The organism is Streptomyces sp. NPDC006691, from assembly GCF_042869955.1.
Taxonomy (GTDB): Bacteria; Actinomycetota; Actinomycetes; order Streptomycetales; family Streptomycetaceae; genus Streptomyces.
The window spans coordinates 367,745-387,395 of sequence record NZ_JBIAGW010000001.1; the positions used below are offsets into that span (position 1 = coordinate 367,745).

Annotated in this window: 18 protein-coding genes; 13 read left to right on the forward strand and 5 right to left on the reverse strand. The window is 73.0% G+C overall.

The annotated features are described in order from the left end of the window. Positions 1-405 precede the first annotated feature (405 nt). Positions 406-1,485, reverse strand: a complete 1,080-nt coding sequence (locus ACFYNP_RS01655; protein ID WP_388781586.1) for a lytic polysaccharide monooxygenase — start codon at positions 1,483-1,485, stop codon at positions 406-408. Between the two features lie 539 nt (positions 1,486-2,024). On the opposite strand from ACFYNP_RS01655, the gene ACFYNP_RS01660 reads away from it, so the two are divergent. From ACFYNP_RS01660 to ACFYNP_RS01680, 5 genes are all read left to right on the forward strand, one after another. After that, complete coding sequence (locus ACFYNP_RS01660) at positions 2,025-2,378, forward strand: anti-sigma factor antagonist (protein WP_388417978.1); 354 nt, start codon at positions 2,025-2,027, stop codon at positions 2,376-2,378. Positions 2,379-2,704: 326 nt separating this feature from the next. Then, complete coding sequence (locus ACFYNP_RS01665) at positions 2,705-3,418, forward strand: DUF5994 family protein (protein ID WP_388781589.1); 714 nt, start codon at positions 2,705-2,707, stop codon at positions 3,416-3,418. A 5-nt stretch (positions 3,419-3,423) separates the two neighbouring features. Continuing rightward, complete coding sequence (locus ACFYNP_RS01670; protein WP_388781592.1) at positions 3,424-3,654, forward strand: hypothetical protein; 231 nt, start codon at positions 3,424-3,426, stop codon at positions 3,652-3,654. 73 nt (positions 3,655-3,727) lie between these two features. Then, positions 3,728-4,624: a slipin family protein gene (locus tag ACFYNP_RS01675; RefSeq protein WP_388781594.1), complete on the forward strand. Its 897-nt coding sequence runs from the start codon at positions 3,728-3,730 to the stop codon at positions 4,622-4,624. A gap of 148 nt (positions 4,625-4,772) precedes the next feature. Continuing rightward, on the forward strand, positions 4,773-5,378 hold the full coding sequence (locus tag ACFYNP_RS01680) for a DUF5994 family protein (RefSeq protein WP_388781596.1): 606 nt from the start codon (positions 4,773-4,775) through the stop codon (positions 5,376-5,378). 184 nt (positions 5,379-5,562) lie between these two features. Here the strand turns inward: ACFYNP_RS01680 and ACFYNP_RS01685 are convergent, their stop codons facing one another. Then, the gene (locus ACFYNP_RS01685; protein WP_388781599.1) at positions 5,563-6,633 is read right to left on the reverse strand and encodes a DUF4185 domain-containing protein; all 1,071 of its coding nucleotides are present in this window, start codon (positions 6,631-6,633) and stop codon (positions 5,563-5,565) included. A 440-nt stretch (positions 6,634-7,073) separates the two neighbouring features. Here ACFYNP_RS01685 and ACFYNP_RS01690 point away from each other — a divergent pair, with 440 nt between their 5' ends. Next, positions 7,074-7,493, forward strand: a complete 420-nt coding sequence (locus ACFYNP_RS01690) for a molybdopterin-binding protein (RefSeq protein WP_388781601.1) — start codon at positions 7,074-7,076, stop codon at positions 7,491-7,493. A 265-nt stretch (positions 7,494-7,758) separates the two neighbouring features. Here the strand turns inward: ACFYNP_RS01690 and ACFYNP_RS01695 are convergent, their stop codons facing one another. Continuing rightward, a complete protein-coding gene (locus tag ACFYNP_RS01695; protein WP_388417958.1) occupies positions 7,759-7,890 on the reverse strand; it encodes a hypothetical protein in 132 nt (43 codons plus the stop codon). 221 nt (positions 7,891-8,111) lie between these two features. Between ACFYNP_RS01695 and ACFYNP_RS01700 the strand changes: the two genes are divergently transcribed. From ACFYNP_RS01700 to menC, 5 genes are all read left to right on the forward strand, one after another. Next, positions 8,112-9,035: a LysR substrate-binding domain-containing protein gene (locus tag ACFYNP_RS01700; RefSeq protein WP_388417955.1), complete on the forward strand. Its 924-nt coding sequence runs from the start codon at positions 8,112-8,114 to the stop codon at positions 9,033-9,035. A gap of 106 nt (positions 9,036-9,141) precedes the next feature. Continuing rightward, complete coding sequence (locus ACFYNP_RS01705) at positions 9,142-10,317, forward strand: NAD-dependent formate dehydrogenase (RefSeq protein ID WP_388781604.1); 1,176 nt, start codon at positions 9,142-9,144, stop codon at positions 10,315-10,317. A gap of 306 nt (positions 10,318-10,623) precedes the next feature. Further along, positions 10,624-11,706 carry a M20 family metallopeptidase gene (locus ACFYNP_RS01710; RefSeq protein ID WP_388781606.1) on the forward strand — a complete coding sequence of 361 codons (1,083 nt, stop codon included), beginning with the start codon at positions 10,624-10,626 and terminating at the stop codon, positions 11,704-11,706. A gap of 44 nt (positions 11,707-11,750) precedes the next feature. Next, a complete protein-coding gene (locus tag ACFYNP_RS01715) occupies positions 11,751-12,533 on the forward strand; it encodes a GNAT family N-acetyltransferase (protein WP_388782222.1) in 783 nt (260 codons plus the stop codon). Between the two features lie 41 nt (positions 12,534-12,574). Beyond that, a complete protein-coding gene (menC, locus tag ACFYNP_RS01720; protein ID WP_388782225.1) occupies positions 12,575-13,642 on the forward strand; it encodes an o-succinylbenzoate synthase in 1,068 nt (355 codons plus the stop codon). 152 nt (positions 13,643-13,794) lie between these two features. Here the strand turns inward: menC and ACFYNP_RS01725 are convergent, their stop codons facing one another. Continuing rightward, positions 13,795-14,367 carry a histidine phosphatase family protein gene (locus ACFYNP_RS01725; protein ID WP_388781609.1) on the reverse strand — a complete coding sequence of 191 codons (573 nt, stop codon included), beginning with the start codon at positions 14,365-14,367 and terminating at the stop codon, positions 13,795-13,797. A gap of 162 nt (positions 14,368-14,529) precedes the next feature. On the opposite strand from ACFYNP_RS01725, the gene ACFYNP_RS01730 reads away from it, so the two are divergent. Together ACFYNP_RS01730 and ACFYNP_RS01735 are read left to right on the forward strand one after the other, a co-directional pair. Then, positions 14,530-15,564 carry an ATP-binding cassette domain-containing protein gene (locus tag ACFYNP_RS01730; protein ID WP_388781611.1) on the forward strand — a complete coding sequence of 345 codons (1,035 nt, stop codon included), beginning with the start codon at positions 14,530-14,532 and terminating at the stop codon, positions 15,562-15,564. Next, positions 15,561-16,355, forward strand: coding sequence for an ABC transporter permease (locus ACFYNP_RS01735; RefSeq protein ID WP_388417940.1), 795 nt, complete (start codon positions 15,561-15,563; stop codon positions 16,353-16,355). The genes ACFYNP_RS01730 and ACFYNP_RS01735 overlap by 4 nt, the downstream gene beginning before the upstream one ends. Here the strand turns inward: ACFYNP_RS01735 and ACFYNP_RS01740 are convergent. Further along, entirely contained in the window at positions 16,333-19,494 is a 3,162-nt protein-coding gene (locus ACFYNP_RS01740; protein WP_388781614.1) for an ATP-binding protein, read from the reverse strand. The two genes, ACFYNP_RS01735 and ACFYNP_RS01740, sit on opposite strands and share 23 nt — an antisense overlap. Positions 19,495-19,651: the final 157 nt, after the last annotated feature.

Consider the following 19,651-nt stretch of genomic DNA (forward strand, 5'->3'; position numbering starts at 1 on the left):
TGCCAGGAGGGGAGTTCCAGGAGGACCCTGCCCCTTCGGAAGACGCCGTGCCGGGGGCGGCATCCGGACCGGGGGACGCTGTGGAGTGCGCCGATGATTGGCCGAATTCCTGGCCATCGGCCATCGGCCGTCGGCGGGAGGGGAGGCGGGGGCCGGGGCACGGGGCACGGGGCACGGGGCACGGCTGAGCGCACCGGGAAGCCGAGCCCGAACCGGCCTCGTCGCCCCTCGGGCCGCCGAGGGCGTCGGTGCCACCTAGCCACCTCGTGGCCACCTCGTGCCACCCGCGGCGGTGCACACGGGACCTGCGGCGGTGGACAAGGGAAAGGGGCACCGGACGCCCCCGGCCGATCGCTGCCGACCAGTGCCGACCAGTGCCGATCCGTACCGACCAGGGATCAGGGTTCAGCCCCGCAGCACCACATCACACGTGGACGCGAAGAACTCGCCCGTCTTGCCGCCGTTGCCTCCGTCGGGGGTGTCCGGTCCGCCGTGGCCGCCCCAGATGTGCACGATCGCCGCCCGCCCGGTCCGGCGCGGGAAGGACGCGAACTCCCAGGCGCTCGACTCCTCTTCGTGGTGCGAGCCCTGCACCTCGACCAGGAAGGGGATCGGCTCCAGGTCCTCCCAGCTCAGGCCGTTGGTGGGCGCCCAGCCCGCGCGGGTGACGAACCACCGGTGGGACCAGGTCTCGTTCGTGTGGTACGCCGTGTAGTCGTAGCTGAAGGTCTGGGTGGGGGCCGACGTGTCCAGCTCGGTCAGGGGCCACTCGCCGAGGGTGTCGTCCGGCGCCAGGTCCAGCCCGCGGAAGGCCTCGTTGCCCGTGGACGGGACGGTGGCACCCTCGAAGAACTTGCGGTACTCCAGATACCTCTGCCCGTTGTTCCACGGGTAGTCGTCGAGCATCCGGGCAGCTCCCGGGACGACTTCCTGCCAGGTGGTGCTGGTGTTGAGGCGCCGCGCCTCGACACAGATCCGCGCCGGGTCCGAGTCCCGGATCGCGACGGCCGCGCGACTGCGCGGGTGGTTGACCGTTCCGTGCCGCGGGGACGCGTCGACGCTCCTGGGTTCGCCCCGGGGCCGTCGGGGGGCCGACCACGGACGGGCGTGGTCCGAGCCGACCGTCACCTCGTCGGTGAACGGAGTGAAGCCGCCGTCGGCCTTGGCCCGGATCTTCACCCGGTACTCGGCACCCGGCTCCTCCCCCAGATCCACCCAGTGCGAGTTTGACGGCGCCCAGTCCCAGGCCGGCCAGTACAGGAAGACCGTCTGGCGCACCTCACCGTCGATCCACACCTCGTACTCGTGCGGGTAGGGAGCTTCCCCGTTGCTCCAGTCCTCAGGAGGCGGCCACGCCCCCTGATCGGCGGCGTTCTCCCCGATCCGCCACCGCAGACCGATGCCGTAGAGCGTGTGCTTGCCGTCGGTGCGGTACCTGACATCGGCACGAAGGTCGGATGGGGCAGCTTGCTGGGAGCCGCTCATGGTGTCCCCTCTCGCTGATCGATTCCGCCGCCGCAGGCCGTTGCGGCGCGGCGGGGCACCCGCCCGGCGATGACCTACCGTGACGGGCTCGTCACCCTCGATCCTGTCGGTCCGCGGAGGCGTACGAACAGTGACAACACGGCCACCTTGAAACGGAGTTGGCCGATTCCGCGCAGATCGCAACGGACCCGGCGCAACGGTCCTCGCGGCCGGACGGCAGGCGGTCGGACGGCAGACGGCCGGACGGCCCGCCGGCCCGACGGCCCGGTACGACGGGTCCGGGCCGCCGCCGACAGCGGGCGTGATCCGAGACCAATCACGCGAAACGATCAACGGAGCATCCGGAACAGCCAGGTTGCGACAGCGGGACGTACGAGGAGTGGCAGTTCGTGCCCCATCTCCGGCACCGGACACGGACGGAACCACCGCGCGAACCCACAGCCGTACTCTGCTCACTGCGGGTGCCCCAGACCCCGGCCCTCCCCTCCGCAGACCACTCCGTCCACCCGTACGCAGTACGTCATGAGGAGACGGCCCACATGGGCACGACCGCCGATCTCTCGCAGGGGTATCGGGTGATCCGGGCAACCGGCGAGCTCGACATCCTGACCACCCCGCTCCTGGCCGGCAAGCTGGCCGAAGCGCAGCGGGGCAACCACATCCCCTATCTCGTAGCCGACTTGACCGACGTGACGTTCATGGACTGCAGCGCCCTCGGCCCCCTGTGCACCGCGCGTGCGAGGTGTCTGGACCGCGCCGGATGGCTGCGCCTGGTCTACTCCGGGCGCACCGTCGGACTGCTGCTGCACATCGTCGATCTCACCAGTGCCTTTCCGCGGTACGCGACGGTCGACGCGGCCCGGCAGGGGGTGGTCTCGGCCAGAATCCGTTAGCCCGCGACGACGTCGGCGGCTGTCGTCCGAAGGCCGAACCGGGAGCCGATGCGACAGCCGCCGGTCTGAGCGCTGACCGAGCACCGACCCGAGGACCGACCCGCGGACCGACCCGCGGACCGGCGCTCGGAACGACCCGAGGCCGACCCGCCTCGTGCCGGGATTCCTCGGCCGCCGCGAGCCACCGTTCGCCCGCGCCGAGGAGTACCGTTGAGGAACCGGGAGCATTTCGCACACTGGCTTCCACGCTGACGTCGTTCTCGGTTGAGCAAAAGCACCGGGTGTCGTCCGTCCGTGGACGGGGTTCCCGGAGACAGGTCCGCGCCATGTCCGCGACCACGATCGACCGGCGTCCCCCTCTGGCCGAGCCTCCCGCACGCCCCGCGGCACGTATCGCACTGAAACTCCCCGGCAGCACCCCCGGGCTCCTAGACGGCGCCTGGTGGCCCCGGTCCCGGGACCTGCTGCGTGAACTGCCCGCACTGATCGACGCCCTGGCCCCGAGGTGGGGCCGGATCACCCGCGTCGCGGTGAACCCCCAGCACTGGCCCGTCATCCCGCGGAAGATTCCCGTCCCCGGGCACGTCGTGAAGGCGGGCTGGTTCAAGGACGAGCAGGACCCGCACAAGCTCCTGCTGCTGTCCCGCACGGCCGGACGCTGGGACCTCCTCGTCATCCCGCCGGAAACCGGAGCCGCGGGGGCCGCCCGTCTGATGGCCGCCGCGACCGACAGCACCGGTCCGCAGCTCACCGCGACCGCGCTCATGACGGCGGAGGCTGCCGTGGTCGCCGCGGAGGCGGTCCTGCGCCGAACGACGCCGGTGACGGGCCGGGACGATACGGTCCCGATGCCTGGCGGGCACGACACGGTGCCGGCGCCGGGCACGTACGGGCACGACACCGCCCCGGTCGCGCACGACACCCCGGCGGCCGATCGCTTGCAGGACCGTGAAGAGGCGTGGGAGTACGAGGGCGGCGCCTCCTCGACCTGCGCGGCCGCCGACCAGGCGCGCCCCGACCGGCCCCTGATGGGGATGTGACCGCCATGACCACGGCCCTGACCATCGTCATCACGCTGCTTCTGATCGTCATGGCGGCACGCGTGATCCACCTCCTCAACGCTCAGCACGCCGAGAGGATCGTGCTCCACCGTTACAGCCGCTTCCACCCCGGCGTCCGAGGAACCCCCAGTGACGCGACCCGACGGGTTCCCGACCAGGACGACCCGGCCGCCGCGACCCCGACCCGCCGCCCCGACCCGCCGCGGCCCGTATGACGGACGCGGCCCCTCGCCGACCCGAACCCCAACGCCCCGGCCCTCGCAGGGCCTCACCCGCGGGAGCGCCACCATGCAGCTTCTGATCACGCTCATCGTCGTCGTCGCCGTGCTCCTGCTGCTCGCACTGGCCCTGACCCTCAAGATCGTCAAGCAGTACGAGCAAGGGGTGCTCTTCCGGCTCGGGCGGCTGTCCGGAACACGGGCTCCCGGGTTGCGGACCATCATTCCCCTGGTCGACGTCCTGCACCGGGTGTCGTTGCGCATCGTGACGATGCCGATCCAGTCGCAGGGCATCATCACGCGCGACAACGTCAGTGTGGACGTGTCGGCCGTGGCCTACTTCCGCGTCGTGGACGCCGTGAAGTCCGTCATCGCCATCGAGAACGTGAACGCCGCGATCAACCAGATCGCGCAGACCACCCTGCGCAAGGTGGTCGGCCAGCACACTCTCGACGAGACGCTGTCGGAGACCGACCGCATCAACCTGGGCATCCGCGAAATCCTCGATGTCGCCACCGCGGAGTGGGGGGTCGAGGTCACCCTTGTCGAGCTCAAGGACATCCAGCTGCCGGACAGCATGAAACGCGCGATGGCCCGGCAGGCCGAGGCCGAGCGCGAGAAGCGGGCCAAGATCATCAACGCCCAGGGCGAATCGCTCGCCGCAGCGGCGCTCGGGGACGCCTCCGACACCATGATGGCCCACCCCCTGGCCCTCCAACTCCGCAACCTGCAAAGCCTCGTGGAGATCGGCGTCGACAAGAACACCACCGTCGTCTTCCCCGCCCCCCTGATGAGCACGATCGGCGAACTGGGCGCCTTCCTCAGCCGGGAATCGGCGGCCGCGGGACTGCCGCCGAGTCCGCGCCCGGTCGAACCGGCCACGACCGTCCGCCCGGTCGAACCGGCCACGACCGTCCACGCCCCCGGCTCGAACAACAAGCCAGGCCCGGTCCCCCGCCAGGCCTGACCGGGGAATCGGGCCCGCCCCGACCGGGCCCGACCTCCTCTGCCCACCCCTCCCTCACCTCCCTGGCCCCAGCCCCGGCCGGACCGACCCACCGAACCCACGCCGAGGCCGGCCACGCCGCGGCCGTGCCGAGGCCAAGGAGCCCACCATGAACGCCAGTTCTCTGCCGCTGCCCCCCGTCGGACCCGCGACGGACTCCTCCCCCCGGACCTTCGACGGGCCCCGGCCTACCCCGGCCGCCGGACCACCCCCGGCCGCGGCGAAGTCGGCCGCGTACCGGCCCCGTTCGCGTCCCGTCCCCGCACCGGCTTCCCTGCCCGAACGGGCGGACCCGATGACCACCATGCTCCGCCCCCGATCGTCCCTGCACCCGGTACGCCTGCGCCTGACACCGGCGGGCAGCGGCCCCCACCCCATCGACGGCGCCTGGTGGCCCCGCTCGGACGACCTGACGGCCGAACTGCCGGACCTGATCGGGGCGTTGCCCCATTCGTGGCCGCAGATCGCCCACGCGACGGTGAACGCGGCCATGTGGTCGGCCTTCCCCGGCCGGATCCTCATCGCCAACCAGGTGGTCCAACTGCACCGGGCCACCAGCCGCCGCGCCCGGAACACGCTCTGCCTCCTCGCCCCGGGCCGCGGGCGCTGGGACCTGCTGGTCGTCCCGCCCCAGACCGACCGTGCCGAGGCCCTGCGCCTCCTGGCCACCACGGCCGGCCCCCTCGGCCCCGCCCGGCCGGGCCTCTTCCCGTGAACGTCCGCCCGGGGCCCGGCCCAGGATCCGACCGGGGTTCGACCCAGGATCCGACCGGGGTTCGACCTAGGATCCGACCGGGTTCCGCCGATGGCCGGGCTTCCGAGCCCGGGCCGGTGCCTCCCGGCCCGGCACGCCCCCGGACGCCCGTGACGTGCCTGGTGCACCCCTCGGTGGCAGCGGCTCAGGGGGTGTCGGCCAGGCCCCGGACCCGGAAGTGCATGACGCGATAGGGCCAGCCGACCGCGGTGTTCCATTGGCTGACCGTCAGGTGCAGGTCGTCGAGGGTCGAGCCGGGGATGACATAGCCGCCGTAGAGCTGCGCCACGTGGAAGTCGTCCTCCTGCCCCCAGGCGCCTCCCCGGATCAGGGTCACGCGGTCCTCGACGGTGGTCTCGCACACGGCGACGGGGGTGTCCAGGACGAGGGCGTCGATACGGTAGCCGCCCTCGTCGAACCAGGTCAGGAGCCAGCGGCCGTCGAGCGGCCGCAGACACATCTCCCCCACCCTGCCGTCCAGGACCGGGGTGGGCCGGTCGCCCCAGGACCACCCCCGGTCCCGCCGCCCCCGCGTCCACCACCCCCCTGCCCGCCGGCCCCAGGACCGGTAGGCGGACGGGTCGGTGATCCGCTCGGCGGGGACGCGGTGCAGGAGGGCGGGCTTGTCCCGTTGGAAGCCGGTCGACAGCACGTAGACGTAACCGTCGTCGCCGAGTGCCCAGGTGAGGAGTTGGAACATCCCGCCGTGCAGGGTGCCGGGGAAGCGGGCAGCGGTGGGGTGCCAGGTCTCCCCCGCGTCGCGCGAGCGCCAGATCTCGCTCCAGCGGACGTTGCCGAAGCCCTGGTGCACCGCCACGTGCAGATACATGTCGCTGCCGATGGTGATCACGTCCGTGGGCAGCACGGTCGAGAGCGACGGGTCGTCGTGCGCGTACGGCCTCAGCTGTTGGGCGTGCTGCCCGCCCACCGCTGCCGCCCAGTCGACGCTCTTCCCCAACTCGCCCTGCGCGCCAGGCAGTTCACCGTCCGGCGACATGCGCCCGTAGAGCGCGACGGGTGAACGCCACCAGCCGCCGCCCACCCTGGCTTCCTCGAAGGTGTCCCCGAACACGAACAGGAGCCGCCCGTCCGGTGCCGTGACGGGGATGCCGAGATCGGCCGCGTCCATGCGGAAGCCCGTCGTGATCCCGGGTCCGGTCAGGTCCGCCACCTTCCGTACGACGAGGTTGCCGCCGCGCTCGGATCCACCCCGCACCACAGGCCTGCCACCACCCTCGAATCCGCTCCGCACTTCCGACCTCCCGGTGCCTCGAATCCGCCCCGCGACTCCGGACTCACAGCAGCCCGTGCGGCCGGTGGCCGGCCGGACGGCGAACCCGCCGCCCCCCGAGAGGAGCATATGAGGCAGATTAGGGAGATATGGCCCGTATCTGCAACGCGGGAAGGCCATCCCATTACCGGCAGCAGATGCGAAAACCGGAGCCGAAGGGCCCCCGTCCCACCGGGGCGCAGGTCCTGAAAAAACGGTGACCTCTGGGGTCGTATGTTCTGCGAGGCACAAGAGCCGTTCGGGGTCGCGGATGCGACGGCCTCCGCGCCGAGTCCCTTTCGCGGCATTAGCGTGTGAAGCACCGCAGGCCCACAGCCTGACAATCCCGCACGAATCCCGTACGAACTCTCCGTGAGGCGTTCTTCATGAGCCTGAGCATCCGCAACCAGATCGCCGGCACCGTCACCGCCGTCACCACCGGTGAGGCCATGGCGACGGTCAAGGTCCGTCTCGCCGGCGGCCAGAACATCACCGCCGCGATCACCACCGAGGCCGTCAAGGAGCTGGGCCTCGCCAAGGGCTCCGCGGTCAAGGCCCTCGTGAAGTCCACCGAGGTGTCCCTGGCGACCGGCCCCGTCGAGGGCCTGTCCATCCGCAACCAGATCGCCGGCACCGTCGCCGACGTGGCCACCGGTGGCGCCATGGCGTCCGTCAAGGTCGACGTCGAGGGTGGCGAGCTGACGTCCGCCATCACCAAGGACGCGGTCGAGGCGCTTTCCCTCGCGGCCGGCTCGTCCGTCGTCGCGCTGATCAAGTCGACCGAGATCTCCCTCGCGGCCGCCTGATCCCGCCCCCACCCGTACGCCAAAGGGCCGCACACCCGCGAGTGTGCGGCCCTTCGGCGTCCAACCCTTCGGCGTCCGCCCCTTCGACGTCCGACCCTTCGACGTCCGACCCCTCGGCGTCCGACCCCTCGGCGTCCAACCCTTCGAAGTCCGACCCCTCGCCGTGCGGCGGTTCTACGTGCGGCCCTCGGCATGCGGCCCTTCGGCGTACCGCGCCGCAACGCGCGCCCCCGCTCCTGCCCGCGAGCCCGTCCGCGCCCCCGCTCTACGCCCGCGCGGCCTCCAGCGCCGTGGCCACGCCCAGGGCGAGCAGCGCGCCGCCCGCCGTGCCCTCAAGGCCCCGGGTCACGCGCGGCCGCCGGTCATCGGCCGCCGCCCCGGAATGGTCAACCGCCATGCCAAGTCACCTGTCTCTTGGGATGCTTGAGCCCCGGCCCGGGGGGGTCCCTTGCGATGCTTGAGCCCCGACCCAGGGTGTCTCTTGCGATGCCTGAGCCCCGCCCAAGGGTGTCCTCGCGAGGCGCATCCGCCCCCTAACCGCCCCCCTGGGGCGGACATCCGCGACCCGGGTCGGGCCGGAGCCGACGCACGTGCGACGCGAGAAGGGCAGGCGGGACCGTGCTGCGACAGCTGGAGTACCTGGTCGCGCTCGCCCGCGAGCGGCACTTCGGGCGGGCCGCCGCCGCGTGCTTCGTGTCCCAGCCGTCGCTCTCGGCCGGCATCCGCAGACTGGAGGCCGAGCTCGGCGTTCCCGTCATCCGGCGCGGCAGCCGCTACCAGGGGCTCACCCCCGAGGGGGAACACGTCCTGGCCTGGGCCCACCGCACGCTCGCCGAACGGGACGCCCTGCACCAGGAACTGGCGGCCCTGCGTGGGGAGTTGACCGGCACCCTGCGCCTGGGCGCCATCCCCACGGCGCTCACCGTCACCTCCCTGCTCACCACCCCGTTCTGCGAGCGGCACCCCGGCGCGCGGGTGAGCCTTGAGTCCCTCTCCTCGCGCGACATCGCCCGCCGCCTCGCCGACTTCGAGATCGACGCGGCGCTCACCTACCTGGACGACACCACCCTGCGCGACCTGCGGCGCCTTCCGCTGTACGAGGAGCGGTACGTGCTGCTCACCCCGGCCGACGGGCCGCACGCCGAGGACGCGGAGGTGCGCTGGGCGCAGGCGGCGGCGCTGCCGCTCTGCCTGCTCGCGCCGCGGATGCGCAACCGGCGCATCCTGGACGAGAACTTCGCCGCCGACGGCGCGCGGGCCGCCCCGGCCGTGGAGTCGGACACCGTGGCGGGCCTGTACGCGCATCTGGTCACCGGCCGCTGGTCGAGCGTGATCTCACACGCGTGGCTGCACATGTTCGCCACCCCGCCCGGTATGCGCGTGGTGCGTCTGTCCGGCCCGGCGCACGGGCCGCGCGTCGGCCTCGCGGTGGCCGCCCAGGAGCCCCAACCCGCGATGGTCCGGGCCCTGTTGGCGGTCGCACGGGAGGCCGGAGTCCGCGACGCCCTGAACGCCCTGCTCGCCGCCCACCTGCACTCATAGCCGTCCGCTCACCACGCATAGAAGACTTCACTTTGACCCCGGCCGTGACACGGGCGGACCGTGGGCGAAGCCCGTACATCCGCCCTCCCCACGAGGAGCCGTGACCATGGCCAAGGTGCTCTGCGTCCTGTACGACGACCCCACCGACGGATATCCGACCGGCTACGCCCGCGACGATCTGCCTCGCATCACCTCCTATCCCGGCGGCCAGTCGGCGCCCGCCCCGAGCGCCACCGACTTCACGCCGGGCCACCTCCTGGGCAGCGTCTCCGGCGAGCTGGGGCTGCGGGGCTTCCTGGAGAGCCGGGGCCACACCCTGGTGGTCACCTCCGACAAGGACGGCGACGCCTCGGCCTTCGACCGCGAGCTGGTGGACGCGGACGTGGTCATCTCGCAGCCCTTCTGGCCTGCCTACCTGACCCCCCAACGGATTGCCCGGGCACAGAAGTTGAAGCTCGCTGTCACCGCGGGCATCGGCTCCGACCACGTGGACCTGGACGCCGCCATCGCCCACGGGGTGACCGTCGCCGAGGTGACGTACTCCAACAGCATCAGCGTCGCCGAGCACGTCGTCATGATGACCCTCGCACTCGTACGCAACTACCTGCCCTCCCACCGGGTGGTCCTGGACGGCGGCTGGAACATCGCCGACTGCGTGGCCCGCTCGTACGACCTGGAGGGCATGCACGTCGGCACGGTGGCCGCCGGCCGCATCGGCCTCGCGGTGCTGCGCCGGCTGGCCCCCTTCGACGTACGGCTCCACTACACCGACCGGCACCGGCTGCCCGCCGCCGTCGAGGACGAACTCGGCCTGACGTTCCACGACTCGGCCGCCGACATGGTGCCGCACTGCGATGTCGTCACCATCAACGCACCGCTGCACCCGGAGACGGAGCGCCTCTTCGACGACAAGCTGATCGGGACGATGAAGCGCGGCGCCTACCTCATCAACACCGCCCGCGCCCGGATCGCCGATCAGGACGCGGTCCAACGCGCCCTGGAAAGCGGCCAGTTGGCCGGGTACGCGGGCGACGTCTGGCATCCGCAACCCGCCCCGGCGGACCACCCCTGGCGGACCATGCCGCACCACGGGATGACCCCGCACATCTCCGGCTCCTCCCTCTCCGCGCAGGCCCGCTACGCCGCGGGCACCCGCGAGATCCTGGAGGCGTGGCTGGCCGGGACGCCCATCCGCGACGAGTACCTGATCGTCGACGGCGGCGCCCTGGCCGGCACCGGGGCCCACTCGTACGCGGTGCACTCCCCGGCCGGCGACAGCTAGCGGTCCGGCTTGGTGGCGGCGCACGAACGCGCGGCCCGGGTTCGTGCCCGACACACCAACTCCCGCGCGGGCGGGCCGCCTAGCGTGGCGGGGATCCCACCTCCTGGAGGCTCCCCCGTGCAGGCCGACCCCGTTGCCCGTTCCACGCCGCCACCGCCACTGTCGCTGTCATCGCCGCCACCGGCATCACCACCGCCACTGCCGCTGTCGTCGCCGCCACCGGCATCACCACCGCCACCGCCAATATCGCCGTCGCCGTCATCGCCACCATCGCCGTGGCCGTCAACATCGCCGTCCATCGACGCGATGCTCGCCGATCTCGAAGAGCTCGTGTCGTGCGAGTCGTACTCCGCCGACCACGCGGCCGTGGCCCGCAGCGCCCAGGTCGTCGCCGGGCAAGGCGCGCGGCTGCTCGGAGCGCGGCCCGAGACGCTCGTGCGCGGCGGGGTGAGTCATCTGCGGTGGAGTTTCGGGACGCCGCGGGTGCTGCTCCTCGGCCATCACGACACCGTGTGGCCGATCGGCACCCTCGCCACGCACCCCTTCTCGGTGCGCGAGGGCATCGCCCGCGGCCCCGGCGTCTTCGACATGAAGGCGGGTCTGGTCCAGATGTTCCACGCCCTGGCCCAACTGCCCTCCCTGGACGGCGTTTGCGTGGTGGTGACCGGTGACGAGGAGGTCGGCTCGGACACCTCGCGCGCGCTCATCGAGGACACCGCGCGGGCCTGTCGGGCCGCCCTCGTCCTGGAGGCCTCGGCCGCCGGCGGCGCCCTGAAGACCGCCCGCAAGGGCGTGTCCCACTACCGGCTCACCGCGCACGGGCGCGCCGCCCACTCCGGGCTCGACCCCGAGAAGGGCATCAACGCGGCCACCGAACTGGCCCACCACCTGCTCGCCCTGAGCGCCCTCACCGACACCGTGACCGCCCGCACCGGTCCCGGCACCACCGTGACGCCCACGGTCATGTCGGCCGGCACCACCACCAACACCGTCCCGGCCCGTGCCGAGCTGAGCATCGACGCCCGGGTGCCGACGCCGGCCGCGCAGCAGGCCGTCGACGAGCTCATCCGCTCCCTCGCACCCCACCACCCCGGCGCCCGCCTCGACGTCGACGGCGGCCCCAACCGGCCGCCCCTGGACGCGGAGAGCTCCGCCGAACTCTTCGCCCTGGCCTCGAAGTTGGCCGCCGACGCCGGGATCGGAACCCTGGAACAGGCCTCCGTCGGCGGCGCGTCGGACGGCAATTACACGGCCGGGGCGGGCTGCCCCACCCTCGACGGGCTCGGCGCGGTCGGCGACGGGGCCCACGCCGACCACGAGCATGTGGTGACCGCCGCGATGCCGCCCCGCACCCGGCTCCTCGCCGCTCTCGTCGGAGCCCTCCTGTGACCGCCCCCGAGGCCGCCGCCCCCACGGTCCGCGAGCTCCACACCATGGCCGAGCTCGACGCCGTCACCCGTCTGTACGCGGAGATCTGGGGCACCGCCCCGGGCCGGTCCCCCATCTCCGCCGAGATCATGCGCGCCCTGTCGCACGCCGGGAACTATGTGGCCGGCGCCTATGAGAACGGCCGCCTGGTGGGGGCATCCGTGGCCTTCCTCGGCGAGCCCGCCGGGATCACCCTGCACTCCCACATCACGGGCATCGCGGGCGCCACCGCCGGCCGGGGCATCGGCCTCGCCCTCAAGCTGCACCAGCGCCGGTGGGCCCTGGCGCGCGGCCTGCGGCGGATCACCTGGACGTACGACCCGCTGATCCGCCGCAACGCCCACTTCAACCTCACCAAGCTCGGCGCCCGCCCCGAGGAATACCTACGCTCCTTCTACGGCGCGATGGGCGACGCCATCAACGGCGGCGACGAGTCCGACCGGGTCCTCGCCGCCTGGGACCCGGCCGCCCCACTCCCGGCCCCCGGCACCCCGGGCATCCCTCTGCCCGCAGGCGCCGTCCACCTCCTGCGCGACATCGACGGCCATCCCCAACTCGGTTCGTACGACGGGGAGTTCCTCGTCATCGAGCTGCCCGGCGACATCGAGGGCCTGCGCCGCACCGACCCCGCGAGTGCCCGTGCCTGGCGGCACGCGGTCCGCCACACCCTGGGGGACCTGCTCGCCGACGGCGCCCGCGTGCTCGGCCTCCACGACCGGCGCGGCTATGTCGTCCACCGTGCCGCCACCCCCACCCCCGACCCCCTCTCCACCGGGAGCACCCCGTGACCCAGACGAAGATCTCCGGCATCGAACTGCGTCGGATCGCGATGCCGCTCGTCGCCCCGTTCCGCACCTCCTTCGGCGTCGAGACCAGCCGCGACGTCCTGCTCGTCCGCGTGGTCACACCGGACGGCGAGGGCTGGGCCGAGTGCGCCGCGATGTCCGAGCCGCGCTACTGCTCCGAGTACGTCGACGGCGCCCAGGACGTGCTGCGCAGGTTCCTCATCCCCGCCCTGCCCAAGGACGGCGTGGGCGCGGCCGCCGTGGGCCGCGCCCTCGAACCCTTCACGGGCCACCGCATGGCCAAGTCAGCCCTGGAGAGCGCCGTGCTCGACGCCCGACTCCGCGCCACCGGTGAGTCGTTCGGCTCCTATCTCGGTGCGGCACGGGACCGGGTGCCGTGCGGGGTGTCGGTCGGCATCATGGATTCCGTCCCCGAACTCCTGGACGCCGTCGAACGCTATGTGGCCGAGGGCTATCTCCGGATCAAGCTGAAGATCGAGCCCGGCTGGGACATCGAGCCCGTACGTGCCGTGCGCGAGCGCTTCGGCGACGAGCTGCTGCTCCAGGTCGACGCGAACGCCGCCTACACGCTCGTGGACGCCCAACACCTCGCCAAACTGGACGAGTTCGGGCTGCTGCTCATAGAACAGCCTCTGGCCAACGACGACTTGGTCCAGCATGCCCAGCTCGCCCGCCTGCTGCGTACGCCGATCTGCCTGGACGAGTCCATCGAGTCGGCGGCGCACGCGGCGGCGGCCATCTCGCTCGGCGCGTGCTCGGTCATCAACGTCAAGCCGGCCCGCGTCGGCGGCTATCCGGAAGCCCGCCGCATCCACGACGTGGCTCGCGCCCACGGTGTCCCGGTGTGGTGCGGCGGCATGCTGGAGACCGGCATCGGCCGGGCCGCCAACATCGCCCTGGCGGCGCTCCCCGGCTTCACACTGCCCGGCGACACCTCCGGCTCCCACCGCTACTTCGCCACCGACATCACCGAGCCGTTCGTCCTGGCCGACGGCCATCTGGACGTCCCGACGGGCCCGGGCCTCGGCACCGAGCCGCTGCCCGACGTACTGGACGCCGTGACCACGTCGAAGGAGTGGATATCCCTCTGAGCGGACCCGCTGAGCGGACCCGCTGAGCAGACCCGCTGAGCAGACCCTCTGGGCCGACCCGCTGAGCAGCCTTCGGACCGGCCCGCCGAGCCGGACCCGTGGGCCGGGGGACCAGGCCCGCGCACGTCGGGGCCGAACAACCCGCCCCGCCCTCACAGCGGCCGCCCCGCCCGCAGGTTCCAGCGGCCGGCGCGGCCGCTCAGCTCCGTGGCGGTCAGCGGCGGCACGTCGATCCGCCAGAAGGCGGACGGGGGCGCGTCCACAGCGCGCAGCACCAGGGCCCGTACGATCTCGGGCTCCACCACCGCGAGCGTGCGCCCGCCGTCCTCGGCGGTCCCGTCCAGCCAGGCGGCCGCCCGCGCGCACAGCTGGGCCACCGACTCGCCGCCGTGCGGCGTGGCCGCCGGGTCGTCGAGCCAGGCGCCGACCGCCGCCGGTTCGGCCGCGCCGACCTCCGCCAGGGTCAGCCCGCGCCAGCGGCCCACGTCCAGGGCGGCAAGGCCGGCCGGCTCGGCCACGGCCGCCGCTTCCCCGGCGAGCGCCGCCGCCGTCCCCCGGCAGCGGGCCGTCGGGGAGGCCAGCAGCCGCCCGACGGCGGGCAGTGTCTCCGCCGCCGCCCGGGCCGCGGCGAGTCCGGCGTCCTCCAGCGGGCCGTCGTCGTCGAAGCGCGCCTCCCGCAGCGACCGGCTGAAGGCGGGCGAGACCAACACAACGCGGACCGTCACGACACGGCTCTCCCTCGACCTCGGCTCTGCCTGGTCGCGCCACTGTATGCCGGGCTCGGGCCCCCTGGGCGGGCGGGCTCACGCCGTGCGCTCTCACCGTGCGAGAGCTGCTGAAACCGGCCTGAAACCGCGTTGAACCGGCCCGGTCGCAAGCTCTGCGGCATGACAACGACGACGCACGAACTCGCCATCGAGGCCACCGGGCTTCGCAAGGCCTACGGGGACAAGACCGTCCTCGACGGCATCGACCTGGCCGTCCCGGCCGGCACCGTGTTCTCGCTGCTCGGCCCGAACGGCGCCGGCAAGACCACCGCGGTGCAGATCCTCTCCACCCTCGTCACCGCCGACGCCGGGGCGCTGCGCGTCGGCGGCCACGACCTGGCCACCGACCCGCAGGCGGTGCGCGCCGCGATCGGGGTCACCGGGCAGTTCTCGGCGGTGGACAACCTGATCACCGGCGAGGAGAACATGCTCCTCATGGCCGACCTGAACCACCTCTCGCGCCGTGAGGGCCGCAGGGTCGGCGCCGAACTCCTGGAGCGCTTCGACCTGGTCGAGGCGGCGAAGAAGCCCGCGTCCACCTACTCGGGCGGCATGCGCCGGCGCCTCGACATCGCGATGACCCTGGTCGGCAGCCCGCGGATCATCTTCCTCGACGAGCCGACCACCGGTCTCGACCCGCGCAGCCGGCACGACATGTGGAACATCGTCCGCGGCCTCGTCGCGGGCGGCGTGACCGTGTTCCTCACCACCCAGTACCTGGACGAGGCCGACCAACTCGCCGACAGCATCGCGGTGTTGAACGGCGGCAAGCTCGTCGCGCAGGGCACCGCGCACGAGCTCAAGCGGCTCGTCCCCGGCGGTCACGTCCGGCTCCGGTTCACCGGACCGCGGGCGTACGAGAACGCGGCCGCGGCCCTGCGCGAGGCGACCCGCGACGACGAGTCGCTGTCGCTCCAGATCCCCAGCGGCGGCAGCCAGCGCGAGCTGCGCGCCATCCTCGACTGGCTGGACTCGGCCGACATCGAGGCGGACGAGCTGACCGTGCACACCCCGGATCTCGACGACGTGTTCTTCGCCCTGACCAGCCACCCCACCTCAGGACCCGCCACGGGACCCACCACCCCGGCCGCCACCGTCCCGGCCCCCGCTGCCGCCGCCCCTGCCACCGCCTCCCCGAAGGAGAACCTGCGATGAGCTCCCTTTCCCTCGCCCTGCGCGACTCCTCGACGATGCTGCGCCGCAACCTCCTGCACGCCCGGCGCTATCCGTCCCTCACCCTGAACCTGCTGCTCACACCGATCATGCTGCTGCTGCTCTTCGTCTACATCTTCGGCGACACCATGAGCGTGGGCATCGGCGGCGGCGGTCCCGACCGCGCCAAGTACATCGCCTACATCGTCCCCGGCCTGCTCCTGATGACCATCGGCAGCACCGTCGTCGGCACCGCGGTCTCCGTCTCCAACGACATGACCGAAGGCATCGTTGCCCGCTTCCGCACCATGGCGATCCACCGCGGCTCGGTGATCGTGGGCCATGTCATCGGCAGCGTGCTCCAGTCGATCCTGAGCGTGGTGCTGGTCGGCGCCGTCGGCGTGGCCATCGGCTTCCGTTCCACGGACGCCACCGTGATCGAGTGGTTCGCGGCCTTCGGACTGCTCGTGCTCTTCGCCCTGTCGCTGACCTGGATCGCCGTCGGCATGGGCCTGATCAGCCCGAACGCCGAGGCCGCCAGCAACAACGCGATGCCGCTGATCCTGCTGCCGCTCCTGTCCAGCGCCTTCGTCCCGCTGCACTCGATGCCGGGCTGGTTCCAGCCGGTCGCCCAGTACCAGCCGTTCACCCCGGCCATCGAGACCCTGCGCGGCCTGCTCCTCGGCACGGAGATCGGCAACAACGGCTGGCTCGCCATCGCCTGGTCCCTCGGGCTCACGGCGCTCGGCTACTTCTGGTCGAAGGCCAAGTTCAACAGCGACCCGCAGCGCTGATGCCGCGCAGCACCAGAGCGGCGGCCTCCTCCAGCTCCGCGCGTCCCAGGGCGGCGTACTCCGACACCGCGTCGGCGTACGCCGCCCCGTCGGCGTCCTCGGCGGACTGCCGGGCCCGGGCCGCGGACATCGTCGGGAAGTCCCGGTGCACCCGCATCCGTTCGGCGAGCGCGAGCAGCCGCACGCCCGAGGTCTCGCCCCGCGCGAGCTCGGCCAGGCCGATGGCGAGCAGCATCGTGCCGGACACCGGCAGCTCGGCGGGGCTGCCCCCGTCCCGCGAACGGGACAGCAACTCCCGCGCCCGATCGGTCAGTTGATCCGTCATCGCCGCGACCAGTTCGAGGCGGCCGTGCCGGGCGTGCGCGGCGACGGCCGTCGACTGGATCTGCATCGACCACGTCCCCACGAACGGGTCGTCGGGATACAGCGCATCGGCCTCGCGCAGCTGCGCCACCGCCTGCCGCCACAGCCCGAGCCCCACCTCGGCCAGCCCCCTGAGCAGCGCGATCTCCGCCCGGGAGCCCAGTTCGGCGCTGAAAACCTGGGCCGACTCCGGGCCCTGCTCCAGGGCCGCGAGCTCCAGCCAGCGTTCGGCCTCGTCGAGCTCGCCGCGCTGCAAACAGGCCAGGACCAGCGCCCAGCGCACTCCGGCCGAGTCGTACCAGCCGGCCGCGTCCGACCAGTCGCCGCTCCGCTCCAGGACCTGCATCGCGGCCATCAGATGCCGGTACGCCTCCTCGCCGCGCTCGGTCTGCAAGCACAGCTCGCTGATGCGGCCGTGGCCGAGCATCTCGGTGGCCGGGTTGCCCAGCGAGGTCAGGGCGTCGAGTCCCCGACGGGCCGATTCGAGGGCCCGGTCCACATCGAGTTCGTACTCCCACACATAGCTGGCGAAGCACTCGGCGACCCCCGCGAGCAGGGCGTTCTCGGACCCGCACAGCTCCAACAGCCGTGCGTAGTGCGGCGGGTGCACCTCGGGCAGGGCGCGGAGCACCGCGTCGAGGGCCCGCATCAGGGTGTCGGGCTCGGCGGCCGGCAGGGCGCGCAGGGTCGCCAACTGCCGTACGGCGTGCGGCCCGTACCCCATGAAGAGGCTGAGCGTGCACACCACGGCCGCGCTGCGGGCGGTCTCGATGTCGTCGGGGCCCGGCCGGAAGTGCGAGAGCGGACCCCCGGTGTCGGCGGCGATGCCGGTCAGACGGCTGTAGTTGGAGTCGGTGGCCCACAGCGAGGCGAGGACCGCGGTCAGGCCCGCCAGGGCTGGCCCGTCGTCGCGGGCGAGCGCGTGCCGCAGCGCGAGGGAGAGGTTGTCCTGTTCGGCGCGGGTGAGCTCCCAGGAGCGCAGCGAGTCGGGGCTGAACAGGGCGTCGTGGTGGGCCCGGCCGAAGTCCCTGGCCCAGGCGAGGAACCGGTCGGTGACGGCCGCCTCCTCGGCGGCCCCCTCGCGGCGGCCCGCGCTGAACTCCCGCACGGTCTCCAGCATGTGGAAGCGCACCCCGGACGTGGTGTCGGCCGCCTTGATCAGCGACTGGTCGGCGAGCTGCTCCAGCAGGAGCAGCGCGTCGTCGTCGCCCAGGACGTGTTCGGCCGCGTCCTCGCTGAAACCGCCCGGGAACACCGACAGGACCCGCAGGGCCGCCTGTGCCTCGGATTCGAGCAGGTTCCAGCTCCACTCGACGACGGCCCGCAGGGTGCGGTGCCGCTCGGGCACGTCACGGCCGCCGCCGCGCAGCAGCGCGAAGCGGTCCCGCAGCCGGCGCGCGATCTCCGGCACGGACAGGACCCGTACGCGCGCGGCCGCCAGCTCCACCGCGAGCGGCAGGCCGTCCAGCTGGCGGCACAGTTCCTCGACGGCCCGCTCGGGCAGCTCGGCGTCCGGCCGGGCGGCCCGGGCCCGCTGGCGGAACAGCTCGACCGTCGACCCCAGGCCCAGCTCGGGCAGCGCGTACACCGACTCGGAGGTCAGACCGAGCGGAGCCCGGCTGGTGGCGAGCACCCGCAGCTCCTTGGAGCCGGACACCAGGGCCCGCACCAGTTCGGCGGCGCCCCGGATGACGTGCTCGCAGTTGTCGAGCACCAGCAGCGCCGGGCCGGAGCCGAGCGCTCCGACGATGCCCGCGACGACCCCGGCGGTTCCGGGCAGGTTCCGCACCGGGGTGGCGCCGAGCGCCGAGGCGACCTCGGCGACCACGTCGTCGTCGGCGGTGACGCCGGCCAGCGCCACGAAGTGGACCACCCGCTGGGTGGCCCGGCGTCCCACCGCGTGGGCGATCCGGGTCTTGCCCAGGCCGCCGGGTCCGACGACGGTGACGACCCGGGCGCTGCCCAGGAGCCCGCCGATCGCGGCGAGGTCGCCGTCCCGGCCGAGCAGCGGGTTCGGCTCGTGCAGCACGCCGTGCCGCACCAGGGGGGCCTCGCCGCGCAGCAACTCCTGGTGCAGGGAGGTCAGTTCACCGCCCGGGTCGGCGCCGAGCTCGTCGCGCAGGGCGCGGCGGTAGAGGTCGTACCGGGTGAGGGCCGCGGCCGGGCCGGCGGTCGCGGCCTCGCAGCGCAGCAGCTCCGCCAACACCTCTTCGTCGCGCGGCAGTTCGCGTGCGAGCTGGGCCAGCGGCCGGACCGCGTCCGCCTTGCGGCCGAGCCGGGCGAGCGCGAGCGCCCGGCAGCGCACGAGGGTGCGGTGGGCACCGGTGCGCGCGAGGCGCAGGGCGGCCACGGGGTCGTGCAGGTCCTCGCCGTCCCCGCTCTCGACGACGCCGTCCCACAGGGCGAGCCCGGCCTCCGCCTCGGCGAGCGCCTCGCCGTGCGCACCGGCACGGGCCCGCGCCTCGGCGGCCGCCGCGCGCAGCGGCAGGGCGGAGCTGTCGACCTGCTCCTCGGTGAGGGCCAGGCGGTAGCCGGCCGGGGTGCTGGCGATGACATCGGGGCCGAGCTGCGAGCGCAGCCGCGACACCAGCACCTGCACCGCCTTGCCCGGCCGCTCCGGCAGCTCGTCGTCCCAAAGTCCCTCGACGAGCCGCCCGGTGCTGCATCCGGCCCGCAGGTCTTCGGCGAGCAGCGCGAGGAGACCGCGCAGCCGCGGCGCGGTCACCTCCTGGCCGCGATAGGCGACGCGCGTAAGCAAGGTCAACTCGGTGGTCACCCGTGCAGAGTAGTCAGCGCACGGCCCGCGGGCTCCCCCTCGGCCCAACCCGCCCGGCGGCGCCGGGCCGTTGCGCCGCAACGGAAAACACCTCGCGCCCCGCACCGCGGTGCGCGTATATCTGTCACGGCCGTACGAGAATTAATGGCTACGGCCT